The following is a 12,057-nucleotide window of genomic DNA, read 5'->3' as shown; positions in this document are numbered from 1 at the left end:
CCCTGTCACGGTGGCGTTCGTCACAGGGGTGTGAGGTGTCCAGGCGCGGACGGTCGGGGCACCAGGGCCGGTTCGGCCGTTGCCGATTCCGGCTTCAGTGCCAGGACCGCGGCGACGGGGTGTTCCTCGTCGTCGTTCGCGTGCAGGTCCACGGCGGGCGGTACCTGGGACAGCAGCACCACGCCGCCCTCGCCGTTGAGCCCCGGCACGGTGGCGTTCGTCACAGGGGTGTGAGGTGTCCAGGCGCGGACGGTCGGGGCAGCAGCGACGGTTCGGCCGTTGCTGATTCCGGCTTCAGTGCCAGGACCGCGGCGACGGGGTGTTCCTCGTCGTCGTTCGCGTGCAGGTCCACGGCGGGCGGAACCCGGGACAGCAGCACCACGCCCCACGCCGCGAGCCCCGCCCCCGCCAGCGCGAGCAGCACGCCCGCCGCGCCGCCCTGCAGCCGCTCGCCGAGCAGAGCGAGGCCGATCGCGGCGGCGGCCACCGGGTTCGCCAGGGTCACCACCGCGAGCGGGGCGCCGAGGCCGCCCCGGTAGGCCGTCTGGGACAGCAGCAGTCCGCCGGTCGCGAAGGCGGCGACGAGCAGCGCCACCCCGACGACCTGCACGCTGAGCAGTGATTCCGTGCGGTCCGTCACGGCCACCGTCACGGTCTGGGTGAGCGCCGAGGCGACACCTGAGGCGAAGCCGGACGCGGACGCGTGCCGCAGGCCCGGACGGGTGCCCGGGCGTGCCAGCACGCCGATCAGGGCCGCCGTCACGCCGGCGACCGCCACCGCCTCGGGCGCGTTCAGCACGCGCTCGGGCGCCGGTCCGGACGCCGTGACGAGGATCGCGGACAGACCGAGGAGCGTCAGCGCGGTGCCCCGCCACTCCACCGGGCTGACCCGCCGCCCAGCGACCCGCGCCCCCATGGGCACCGCCGCGACCAGGGTGAGCGCGCCGAGCGGCTGGACCACGGTCAGCGGCCCGTACTTCAGGGCGACGACGTGCAGCAGCGCGGCCGACGCGTTGAGCACGACCGACCCCCACCAGGCGCCCGAACGCAGCAGCCGCAGCACGCCCGAGCCCGGGTTGCGCGCGGCCAGCCGCTCCTGGGCGACGGCCGCGGCCGCGTAGGCGACGGAGGAGAAGAGGGACAGGACGACGGCGAGCAGGGTGGCGTTCATCGGCCGGCTCCCACGAGAACCTGCTCCTCGGCGGGGGCGGGTACCAGGGTGGTGTCCTGAGCGCGTCCGGCGGTGGTCGCCGTCCGGTGCGGCAGGTGGATCACCGCGTGGATCACCGCGAGCGCGAGGCCGAGCAGGGCGCCCGCGGCGAGCGCGTCCAGCCAGTAGTGGTTGGCCGTCCCGACGATCACCAGCAGCGTCAGCAGCGGATGCAGCAGCCACAGCCAGCGCCAACGCGACCGGGTGGCGACGATGAGGCCGATCGCCAGCATCAGCGCCCAGCCGAAGTGCAGCGAGGGCATCGCCGCGAACTGGTTCGACAGGGTGTCGGTCTGCGGCGGGCCGTAGACCGAGGGGCCGTAGACCCGGGCGGTGTCCACCAGGCCGGTGGCGGCCAGCATGCGCGGCGGGGCGAGCGGGAACACCAGGTGCAGCACCAGCGCGGCGGTGGTGAGCGCGGCCAGCACGCGCCGGGCCCACACGTAGTGCGCCGGGCGACGCAGGTAGAGCCAGACCAGGAAGGCCAGGGTCGCCGGGAAGTGGACGGTCGCGTAGTAGGTGTTCGCCAGGTGCGCGAGCGTGTCGCCGTGCAGCAGCAGGGACTGCACCGAGCCTTCGCCGGGCAGATGGAGGGTCCGTTCCAGGTCCCACACGCGGTGCGCGTTGTGGAAGGCCTCGCCGGTGTGGCCCGTCGCCAGCTGCCGGCCGAACTTGTAGACGAGGAAGAGCCCTACGACGAGCAGGAGCTCACGGACGAGCGGCGGCCGCGCTGTCGCGCTGGTCGCCGCCTGGGAAGGCTCGGTGCGGGCATTCATCCCCCGGCCCTTTCGCTGACGTGGTGCGTGTGCTGATGCCGGACGAGCTTGTGACTCGTAGAACGGCCGGAACTCATCGATACGAGTGAGTACCGAAACGATAGTGTACCGATACGTTGCCGTACCGGTACACTGGAGTTTCGTTTGACATACGACACACTGGAAGAGCGGGCCTCACCGCCCGCGGGATCCGAGTGAGGAGAAGGGCAGATGACGTCGCAGGCCGCGAACGGACCGGAGACGGTCGTCGCCTCGCGCCGCTCCAAGATCACGCCGGAGCGTGAGAGGGAGTTCTTCGACGCCGTGCTCGAACAGATCCGCGAATGCGGCTACGACTCCGTCACCATGGACGGCGTCGCCTCCAGCACGCGCTGCAGCAAGTCCACGCTGTACCGGCAGTGGAAGACCAAGCCCCAGTTCGTGGCGGCGGCCCTGCGGGGCAGCCGCCGGGCGTGCTTCGCCGGCATCGACGCCGGCTCGCTCGCCGAGGATCTGCGCGGGGCTGCACGGGCGGCGGGCGCCGGGGCGACGCGCGACACCAAGCTGGTCCATGCGCTCGGCCATGCCGTCACGCAGGACGAGGAACTCGCGCTGGCGCTGCGTGAGGCGCTCGTCGAACCGGAGATCGCCGCGCTCCAGGAGATTCTGCGACGCGGCGTCGAACGCGGCGAGGTCGCCGCCGATCATCCGGCGCTGGAGTACATCCCGGCCCAGATGTTCGGTGTGCTGCGCATGCGGCCCGTCCTGGAGGGCAAGTACGCCGACCCGGACTACATGGTCCGCTTCGTGGAGGCCGCGGTGCTGCCCGCGCTGGGCCTGACCTAGGACCCAGGCCGCCGTCCGCGGATGACCGGACGGCGACCTGCTCGCGCCGCACCGTGGGGACGGGGGCGGCGCGCACCCCCCGGCCGGGTGGGGTTCCTCTTGAGCGGAGAGGCGCCCCACCCGGCCGCCAGGTTTTCCGGGACCTGGACGTCACACGTCCTGGCCGCTGCCGCCGTCCGTCGACACCTTGATGCCCTTGGCGATCTCGTCCAGCACGGCCTGCGTCTCCTCGACGTCGACACCGAAGCGGACGACGACCATCTGCTGGGGATTCGCGGGGGCGGGGAAGGCCAGCGACTGGACATAACCGTCGGATCCCTTGCTGGTGACCGCCTTCCAGCGGACCAGGTAACCCTTCTGCCCGGCGACGGTCACGGCCTTGGAGGCCAGCACCTCGTGCGAGGTGATCTTGCCGTAGGTCGTGCCGCCGTAGGACTCCTCGGCGTTGGCCGAGATGTCCGCCTTGGCGATCTCCTCGGCCGTGGTGCCCTTGGTGCCGAGCGCGATGGCGGGCGTCGAGTAAGCGCCGCCCTTCGTGCAGGACTTGGAGGTGTCGCCGGGGCAGTCGTAGGAGTCGTTCGACGTGACGATCGCGCCCGCCGCCATCTGCTGGCCGTACCAGTCGTCCGGTATGGGCAGGCTGATCCCGTCGATCGGGTCGGTCACCGAACCGCTCTCGATCTTCGGCGCCCCGGACTGGCCGGGAGACGGTGACTGGCCTCCGGAGCCGCCGTCGCCCCCGGAGCCGCCGTCGCCGCTACCCGGGCCGCCCTGGCCGCCCGTGGAGCCGTCCTGGCCACCGGGGCCGCCGCTCTGCCCGCCCGGCCCCCGCGAGTTGGCGGTGTTGTCGCTGCCGCCCTTGTCGCCGGAGAGCGCGTACACGCCCACGCCTATACAGGCGAGGACCACCACGGCCGCCGCCACGGCTATGCCCGTGCGCAGTCCGCGCCGCGAGCCGCCCGGCGGCTGGACGGGGTACCCGGGATACCCCGGATGCACCGGGTAGGGCCCGGCGCCCGCCGGTGCCTCGGGGGGACCCCACGCGGCGGCCGATCCCGCGGGGCGGGTCTGGTCCGTCCATGCCTTGCCGTCCCACCAGCGCTCGGTGGCGGGACCGTCACTTGTCTGTCCGGGGTCGGGATACCACCCGGGGGGAGTCGCCTGCGTCATGTCCCCACCGTATGAGGCCTCGGTGAAAGAGGCATGAGAGAGGAGGGCCGTGAATTCTCCTCATTCCAGGACGAGTCGTACGGGATGCTCCCGCGCGGGCGGCACAAGCCGCAATCCGCCCCGGACCGGAGCGACCGAACCCGAGCAGGCTCGCGTGCCGGGCACCGGTGCTCGCCGGGCACGCCGGTTCGGTGCCGGCCACGCCGTGCACCGTCAGAAACCCCAGGACGGCGAAGGCGTACGCCTCTCTCGCCGCCGCCGGCAGCACCAGACCGCGTCCTCGCCAGGCAGCGCGTAGTACGGCTCGGCGAGCAGCCGCTCCAGCAGTACGCGGCGCATCCGCCCGCGCACGGCCGGCGCCCCGTCGACGTGGTACGCGAGTCGCCCGCCGCCGACCCCCCCCGGGCCGCCGCGTCGATCAGCGCGCACCCGGGCCGTGTCGGGGAAGTCGGCGACCACGGGCAGCCCGGTCGCCGCCCGTGCCGACGATCCCTCCCGAGCGTTTCTGACTGACGGTCAAGTTTCGTCACGGCCGGTCGCGGGCAGGGTGCGTCGCCCTCGCGCACCCGACGTCACCCGTCACGGCAACTGGTGCCCTGACCCGCCTCCGCTTCGGCATCCGGACGGCTACGCTCAAGGTCTGTACGTCGTTCGGGCGACTTGGGGAGGTAGCGCGATGACGGAGGTACGGCCCCTGGCGGCCGCCCCGGCCTCGCTGTGGGAGCGCGACGAGGAAGTCGCCGCCGTCGTACGGGCCATCGACACCCTGGGCGCGGACAGCACCTCCTCGGGCAGCCTGCTGATGATCCGCGGCGAGGCCGGCTTCGGCAAGACCGCCCTGCTCGCCGAGACCCGCCGCCTCGCCGAGGAACGCGGCTGCACGGTGTGGTCGGCGCGCGGCGGCGAAACCCTCAGGTCCGTCCCCTTCAACGTCGTACGACAACTGCTGCAGCCCGCCCTGATGTCGCTGATGCCGGAGGAGGCCCGCGAGTACCTCGGCGACTGGTACGACATCGCGGGCCCCGCCCTCGGCCTCACCGACCCCGGTGAGCGGCAGGCCGACCCGCAGGGCGTCACCGACGGCCTGGTCACCGTGGTGCGCCGGCTGTCCCGGCGCGACTGGCCGCTCGTCCTGCTCATCGACGACGCCCACTGGGCCGACCAGGAGACCCTGCGCTGGCTCGCCGCGTTCGCCGAGCGCCTGGACGACCTGTCCGTCCTGGTCGTGGTGGCCCGCCGCCCCGGCGAGATGACCGGCGAGAGCGCCCGGCTCCTCGACGCGGTCGCCGCCACCGCGGCCCGCCCCGCCACCACCCTGAGCGCCCTCACCCCGGACGCCACCGCCGGACTCACCCGCGCCACCCTGGGCAAGCACGCAGATGCCGCGTTCTGCCGCGAGGTCTGGGCCGTCACCGCGGGCAACCCCTACGAGGCCGTCGAACTCCTCGCCAAGGTCCAGGACAGCGAACTCGAACCCACCGAGAGCGCGGCCGGTGAACTGCGTGCCCTGAACCGCTCGGCCCGCGGCGGCGGCCTCGTCGCCCGCCTGGAGGAACTCGGCATCGACGCCACCAAGTTCGCCTGGGCGGCCGCCATCCTCGGCACCGGCATCTCCGTCGACCTGGTGGCCAAGCTCGCCACCCTCGGCCGCGAGGACGCCGTGCGCTGCGCCGAACGGCTGTGCAGTGCCCGCATCCTCACGGCACCCGACCCGGCGAACGGCCAAGCAGCCGAGGGCGACCTGGAGTTCGTCCACCCGCTGATCGCCACCGCTGTGTACGACTCCATCCCGCCCGCCCTGCGCACCGCGATGCACGGCATAGCCGCCCAGATGGTCACCGACCTGGGCCGGGGCGCCGCGGCCGCCTCCCGCCATCTCCTCCAGGTCCACCCGGACGACGACGAGGAACTGGTCCAGAAACTGCGCGAGGCCGCCCGGGAGCACCTCGTCGTCGGCGCCCCCGACGCGGCCCGCCGCTGCCTCGAGCGCGCCCTGCTGGAACCGCCCACGCCCGACGTCCACGCGCGCCTGCTCTACGAACTCGGCTGCGCCAGTCTGCTGACCATGCCCGAGAGGACCATCGGCCACATGCGGGCCGCGCTCGGCATGCCCGGCCTCGACGCCGACGACCGAGTGGACGCCTTCGTCCGCCTCTCCCAGGCGCTGGTCCACAACGACCAGCTGGAGGAGGCCGTCCGCACGGTGCAGGCAGAGGCGGCCCGGCTCGAACCCGGGCCCGCCCGGTTGCGACTGGAGGCCGTGCACATCATGTGGGACGGCATCCACGCCGGTGAGGCCGCCACACCCGGCCGGTCCGAGCGCCTGGCCGAACTCGCCCGGACCTGCACCGGACGGGACAACTCCGAACGCGCGCTGCTCATCCTGCGCGGTTTCGACGCCCTGATGCGGGGCGAGAGCGCCGAGGAGGTCATCGAGCTGTGCGATCGCGCCCTCGTCAACGGCCGCCTGGCTCCCGGGCTCGGCTGGACCGGCACCGAATGGGGCATCGAACTGCTGCTGATGCTGGCCAACGCGTACGCGTACACCGACTGCCTCGACCGCGCCGAAAGCCTCTACAACGAAGCCGTGCGCACCTATGTGAGGGCCGGTTGGAGCGGCGGACACCTCGCCCTGGCACACGCCTACGTCGGTGTCGGGCACCGCAGGCGCGGCCGCCTCGCGGACGCGGAGCAATCCCTGCGCGAGGCGCTGACCATCGCCGAACGCGTCGGCCGCGGACTGCCCCTGTACTGGACCGCGACCTGCAATCTCGTCGACACGCTGCTCGCCCGCGGCCACATCGACGAGGCCTGGGACATCGCTGAACGACACGGCTTCGCCCCGCCCTATCCGTCCACGATAGTGCTGCCGGACCCACGGGCCGTGCGCGGCCGCCTCCTGCTCGCCGTCGGCCGCACCAAGGACGGCATCAACGAACTGGAGGCCGCCGAGAAGGCGGCCACCGTCCGCGGCCACCACAACCCGGTGCTCGTCCCCTGGGCCTTCGACCTCGCCCGCGCCCTCGCCACCGAGGACCCGGGCCGCGCCGCGCAGCTCGCCACCGACGTCCGCCGGCACGCCGAACGTCTGGGCACCGACACGGCCATCGGCGAGGCCCTGCGCTGCGCCGCCGCCCTGGAGACCGGCCAGCGCGCGGTCCGGCTGGCCGCCCAGGCGGTCGCCTACCTGGAGGCCTCGCCCTGCCAGTACGAACACGCGGCGGCCCGCGTCGAGTACGGCATCCTCGCCCGCTCGGTCGCCGAGCTCAACCGGGGCCTGGCGCTGGCGGAGTCCTGCGGGGCGGACGGGCTGGTGGCGCAGGCGAGGGCGGAGCTCGAGACGGGGCGCGGGCTGCGGTAGGTGTTCAGCCGTCCAGCAGCCGGTCGGTGACCGCCGACAGACGTTTGCGTACGTCCCGGTCGTACGCCGCCTCGTGCGCCCGCGTCGGCCGCGTGCCGTCGAAGTAACGGCCGCTGCCCAGCTCCCGGGTGGCCAGCGCGAGCACGCCCGCGGCGCCGTCGGCGACCGAGCTCCAGGGGCTGACGCCGGCCTCGCGGACCATCGCCGTGTCCATGTAGGTCGCCGGGTGCAGCACGTTCACCAAGACCCCGGTGCCGTCCAGCTCCTCGGCCAGGGCGAAGGTGTGCGCGGCCAGCGCGAACTTGCTGCGGCAGTACGCCGAGACGCCGCTGTAGCCGCGGGTGAGTTCGGGATCGTCGGCGTCGAGCGGCTCCTGGCCGGCCGAGCCGACGTTGACGATCCGCGCGGGCGGGTTCGCGCGCAGCACCGGCAGTAGGGCGCGGGTCAGCGCGACCGGCGCCAAGTAGTTGACCGCCAGCCGCAGTTCGTGCCCGTCGGCGCTCACCTCCCGCCCCGAGCCGGGCGAACCGCTGCCCACGCCCGCGTTGTTGACCAGGACGTCGAGCTCCGGGTGCGCCTCGGCGACCTTCGCGCCCAGCTCGCGCACCTGCGCCGGCGAGGCCAGATCGGCGACGAACCCCTCGGCCGTGCCCTCGCCGCGCAGCTCCTGGACGAGCTGCTCCGTGCGGGTCGCGTCGCGGCCGTGGGCGAGGACATGGTGGCCGGAGCGGACCAGTTCGAAGGCGACGTACCGGCCGAGACCGGAGGTGGCACCGGTGATCAGAATGGTGGACATGCCCCCACCGTAGGCACGTGGCGCCGCTCTCGGCGTGGTGCTCTTGAAGCTACTACCGCCAGGGTCACCCTGCGGTGCCGTCCTCCTCCGCGAGCACCCGCTGGGCGGTCGCGAACGCCGAGTTCGCCGCCGGGACCCCGCAGTACACGGCCGTCTGCAGCAGCACCGCGCCGATCTCCTCGGGGGTGAGCCCGTTGCGCCGGGCCGCCCGCACATGCATGGCCAGCTCGTCGTAGTGGCCGTGCGCGACCAGCGCCGTCAGCGTGATCATGCTGCGCTCGCGGCGGCTGAGCGTCGGGTCGGTCCAGACCTCGCCCCACGCGTAGCGCGAGATGAAGTCCTGGAAGCGGGCGGTGAAGGGTGTCTGCCGGGCCTGCGCCCGGTCCACGTGCGCGTCCCCGAGGACCTGGCGCCGCACATCCATGCCCCGCTTGGCGCCGCCGTCGAAGTGCGCCCGCAGGGCGGTCAGGACGGCCTCGGGGCACTGCGCGGGTGCCAGATGCGAGGCGCCCGGGATCTCCACCAGCGCGGCGCCCGGCACCGCGTCCGCGATCTCCCGCAGATGCGCCGGCGGGGTCGCGGGGTCCTCGCGGCCGGCGATCAGCAGGGTGGGCGCGGAGATCTCCGCCAGCCGCTCCCGCAGATCGAACGCGGCCAGCGCGTCACAGCAGGCGGCGTACGCCTCGGGGTCGGCGTCGCGGTGATCCCGGACCAGCTCCGGCACGGTGAACCCGGAGGTGAACCAGCGCGCGTCGGCGCTCTCCGCCAGCCGGAGCAGGCCCTCGCTCCGGACGCGCGCGGCGCGCTCCTCCCACGGCTTGGAGCCGTTGAAGTGGGCGGAGGAACAGATCACCGCGAGCGACGACACCCGCTCCGGATGGTGCACGGCAAGATGCAGCCCCACCGCACCGCCCAGCGACACCCCGGCGTAGGCGAACCGCTCGATGCCGAGGGAGTCGGCGAGCGCGAGCACCAGATCGGCGAGATCGCCTACGGTCGCCCCGGCCCCGATCAGGCCGGCCGCCGAACCGCCGTGCCCCGGCAGGTCCCAGCGGATCACCCGGTGGGTGGCGGACAGCTCGGGCGCGACCTGGTCCCACAGGGCGTACGACGTGCCCAGCGAGGGCCCGAGCAGCAGCGGAGGTGCGGATTCGGGCCCCTCGGCACGGTGGTTGAGGAGTGTGTCGGTCAACGTCGCTCCAGAGCACGGTCGGTGAGGGCTGAGGCGGAACCGGTGTAGCGGGCGGGGTCGGTGAGCTCGTCGAGGTCGCTGTCCTTCAACTCGGGCTGTTCGGCGAGGAGTTCGCGCAGGTTCCGCCCCTCGGCGTAGGTACGCCCGGCGAGGTCCGTGAGCAGTTCCCTGGCGCGGGCGCGGCCCAGGACGGGCGCCAGCTCGGCGGACAGTCGCTCGGAGACCACCAACCCGTGCGTGAGGTCGAGGTGTTGGCGCATGACGTCCGCATGGACCCGCAGCCCCTCGGTCAGTTCGGCCGCGTCGCGGGCGGCACCGCCGACCAGCCGGAGCAGGTCCCGCAGCGGCTCCCACTCGGCGTGCCAGGCCCCGGCGGGCCGCTCGTCCTCGGCGACCAGCGAGCCGTACAGCGTGGCCGCGAGCTGCGGCGCCCGCCGGGCGGCGGCCGCGACCAGCGTGGACCGAACCGGGTTCGCCTTGTGCGGCATGGCCGACGAACCGCCTCCGCTGCCCTCCGCGAGCTCGGCGATCTCGGTCCGGGACAGCGTCAGCACATCCGCGGCGACCTTGCCGAGTGCCCCCGCCGTGAAGGCCAGGCACCCGGCGAGATCGGCGACCGGTGTCCGCAGCGTGTGCCAGGGCAGCGGCGGCGCGTCGAGGCCGGTCTCCCGGGCGAAGGACGCGAGCAGGGCGGTGGGGTCGGCCGCGCCGTACGCCGTGAAGGCCGCCAAGGTCCCGGCGGCACCGCCGAGTTGGGCGGGCAGGGAGTCCCGTACGGGCGTCACCCGGTCCCGGGCGTCCAGCACCAGCGACCGCCATCCGGCCGCCTTGAGCCCGAACGTCGTCGGTACGGCGTGCTGGGTCAGGGTCCGGCCGGGCATCGCGGTGTCACGGTGCTCGGCCGCCAGCCGGGCCAGCGCACGCTCGGTGCGGGCGAGGTCGGCGAGGGCCGGGTCCAGGGCGCGCCCGGCGACCAGCATCATCGCCGTGTCCATGATGTCCTGGCTGGTCGCACCCCGGTGCACGTACGGGCCGTACTCGGCGCCGACCGCCTCGGTCAGGTCGGCCACCAGGGGAATCACCGGATTCCCGCCGCCACGGGCCCGCTCCGCCAGGGCGTGGACGTCGAAGCGGTCCGCGCGGGCCGCCTCGGTCACCGCCGTCGCGGCCTCCTGCGGGGCGAGCCCCAGCGCGGCCTGGGCGCGGGTCAGCGCGGCCTCCGCGTCGAGCAGCGCCTGCAGAAAGGCGCGGTCGCCCGTCGCGGCCGCGGCGGGGGAGCCGGACCACCCGGGGGCGAGCAGTCCGGCGTCGGGTTCGGCTGATGTCACTGGAACTCCAGGAAGACCGTCTCGCCTTCGCCCTGAAGGCGGATGTCGAAACGGTACGTTCCCTCACCCTGCTCGGTCGCGATCAGCGTGTCGCGTCGCTCCGGGTCCAGCCGCGCGAGCAGCGGGTCCGCGGCGAGCGCCGCCTCGTCGCCCGGCAGGTAGATCCGGGTGAACAGGTGCACCAGCAGCCCGCGCGCGAAGACGCACACGCTGAGGTACGGGGCGCTCTGCCCGCGCGCGCCGGGCCTGAGCGTCCGTGCGGACCAGTGGCCGCTCGCGTCCGTCTCGATGCGGCCCCAGCCGGTGAACTCCACGCCGTTGCGGCCGAGGAAGCCGCCGCTCGCCGGGTCGCGCCGCATCGAGCCGTCGACGGTCGGCAGGTTGCCGTCCGGGTCGGGACCCCACAGCTCCACGAACGCGTCGGGCAGCGGATTGCGCTCGCCGTCGTACACGCGCCCGTGCACGGCGATCGTGTCCGGGTGGCGGACCGGGGCGATGTCGCCGCCGCCGGGGAACGGCAGGGCATGGCCGTAGAACGGGCCGACCGTGTGCGACGGGGTGGGCAGCACGGTCTCCGGACGACTTGGGTCGATCTTCGTCATGGCAGGTCAGCGCCCTTCTTCGATCCAGGTGGCGGTCGGCCCGTCGAGCACGATGTCCCAGTGGTAGCCCATCGAGAACTCCGGCACCGACAGACTGTGGTCGTACGTCGCCACCAGCCGCTGCCGGGCCGCGTCGTCCGTCACCGACTGGATGATCGGGTCGTAGGGGAACAGCGGGTCGCTCGGGAAGTACATCTGCGTCACGAGCCGCTGCGTGAACGCCGAGCCGAACAGCGAGAAGTGGATGTGCGCCGGCCGCCAGGCGTTGACGTGCTGACGCCACGGGTACGGGCCCGGCTGGACGGTCGTGAAGCGGTAGAAGCCGCTGTCGTCGGTCAGGGTGCGGCCGACGCCGGTGAAGTTCGGGTCCAGCGGGGCGTCGTGCTGCTCACGCTGGTGCGCGTAGCGGCCGGCCGAGTTCGCCTGCCAGATCTCCACCAGCTGGCCGCGGATCGGCCGCCCGTTCCGGTCGAGGAGCCGCCCGGAGACGGTGATGCGCTCACCGATCGGCTCGCCGTTGTGCTGCCGGGTCAGGTCGTTGTCGATCTCGGTGATGTCCCGCTCCCCGAAGGCGGGGGCGGACAGCTCCACCAACTCCGGGTCCCGGCTCACGTCGATCGCGACCGGCGGCTGCTTCGGGTGCCGCAGCACCGAGGAGCGGTACGGGGCGTAGTCACGGCGCGGCTGGTGCTCGACGGGGGCACCGTCGGCGACGCGCTTCTCGTACGCGGCGTGCTCGGCCGCGATCTCCAGGTCGATGTCCGCTTGGGTGAGAGTCATGGGATTCTTCACGCTTC

General features: G+C 73.5%; 12 protein-coding genes. 2 read left to right on the top strand and 10 right to left on the bottom strand.

Annotated features, from left to right (window positions below):
* Window positions 1-20: 20 nt before the first annotated feature.
* The 3 genes from AC5P09_RS10410 to AC5P09_RS10400 are packed head-to-tail and all read right to left on the bottom strand — an operon-like array spanning window position 21 to window position 1,986.
* Window positions 21-224, bottom strand: a complete 204-nt coding sequence (locus AC5P09_RS10410) for a hypothetical protein (protein ID WP_493873569.1) — start codon at window positions 222-224, stop codon at window positions 21-23.
* Entirely contained in the window at window positions 221-1,171 is a 951-nt protein-coding gene (locus AC5P09_RS10405) for a DMT family protein (protein WP_493873568.1), read from the bottom strand. The genes AC5P09_RS10410 and AC5P09_RS10405 overlap by 4 nt, the downstream gene beginning before the upstream one ends.
* Entirely contained in the window at window positions 1,168-1,986 is an 819-nt protein-coding gene (locus AC5P09_RS10400; RefSeq protein ID WP_493873567.1) for a phosphatase PAP2 family protein, read from the bottom strand. Before AC5P09_RS10400 ends, AC5P09_RS10405 begins: the two co-directional genes overlap by 4 nt.
* 210 nt (window positions 1,987-2,196) lie before the next feature.
* Here AC5P09_RS10400 and AC5P09_RS10395 point away from each other — a divergent pair, with 210 nt between their 5' ends.
* On the top strand, window positions 2,197-2,811 hold the full coding sequence (locus AC5P09_RS10395) for a TetR/AcrR family transcriptional regulator (protein ID WP_493873566.1): 615 nt from the start codon (window positions 2,197-2,199) through the stop codon (window positions 2,809-2,811).
* Between the two features lie 150 nt (window positions 2,812-2,961).
* On the opposite strand, the gene AC5P09_RS10390 is transcribed toward AC5P09_RS10395, so the two are convergent.
* Together AC5P09_RS10390 and AC5P09_RS10385 are read right to left on the bottom strand one after the other, a co-directional pair.
* Complete coding sequence (locus AC5P09_RS10390; RefSeq protein ID WP_493873565.1) at window positions 2,962-3,981, bottom strand: DUF2510 domain-containing protein; 1,020 nt, start codon at window positions 3,979-3,981, stop codon at window positions 2,962-2,964.
* Between the two features lie 213 nt (window positions 3,982-4,194).
* Entirely contained in the window at window positions 4,195-4,440 is a 246-nt protein-coding gene (locus AC5P09_RS10385; protein WP_493873564.1) for a hypothetical protein, read from the bottom strand.
* Between the two features lie 217 nt (window positions 4,441-4,657).
* On the opposite strand from AC5P09_RS10385, the gene AC5P09_RS10380 reads away from it, so the two are divergent.
* Window positions 4,658-7,342: an ATP-binding protein gene (locus AC5P09_RS10380; protein ID WP_493873563.1), complete on the top strand. Its 2,685-nt coding sequence runs from the start codon at window positions 4,658-4,660 to the stop codon at window positions 7,340-7,342.
* 4 nt (window positions 7,343-7,346) lie between these two features.
* On the opposite strand, the gene AC5P09_RS10375 is transcribed toward AC5P09_RS10380, so the two are convergent.
* The 5 genes from AC5P09_RS10375 to pcaH form a co-directional block, all read right to left on the bottom strand.
* Entirely contained in the window at window positions 7,347-8,138 is a 792-nt protein-coding gene (locus tag AC5P09_RS10375; RefSeq protein ID WP_493873562.1) for an SDR family NAD(P)-dependent oxidoreductase, read from the bottom strand.
* Between the two features lie 64 nt (window positions 8,139-8,202).
* Entirely contained in the window at window positions 8,203-9,330 is a 1,128-nt protein-coding gene (gene pcaDC / locus AC5P09_RS10370) for a bifunctional 3-oxoadipate enol-lactonase/4-carboxymuconolactone decarboxylase PcaDC (protein ID WP_493873561.1), read from the bottom strand.
* Entirely contained in the window at window positions 9,327-10,658 is a 1,332-nt protein-coding gene (pcaB, locus tag AC5P09_RS10365) for a 3-carboxy-cis,cis-muconate cycloisomerase (protein ID WP_493873560.1), read from the bottom strand. The genes pcaDC and pcaB overlap by 4 nt, the downstream gene beginning before the upstream one ends.
* Window positions 10,655-11,260: a protocatechuate 3,4-dioxygenase subunit alpha gene (gene pcaG / locus AC5P09_RS10360; RefSeq protein ID WP_493873559.1), complete on the bottom strand. Its 606-nt coding sequence runs from the start codon at window positions 11,258-11,260 to the stop codon at window positions 10,655-10,657. The genes pcaB and pcaG overlap by 4 nt, the downstream gene beginning before the upstream one ends.
* 6 nt (window positions 11,261-11,266) lie before the next feature.
* Window positions 11,267-12,040 (bottom strand): protocatechuate 3,4-dioxygenase subunit beta, encoded by a 774-nt coding sequence (pcaH, locus tag AC5P09_RS10355; RefSeq protein ID WP_493873558.1) that lies wholly within the window; start codon window positions 12,038-12,040, stop codon window positions 11,267-11,269.
* Between the last annotated feature and the right edge of the window lie 17 nt (window positions 12,041-12,057).

Source organism: Streptomyces sp. a15 (genome assembly GCF_059026085.1).
Note: the sequence above shows the minus strand (reverse complement) of the source record. Positions and strands in the feature narration are given on the sequence as shown.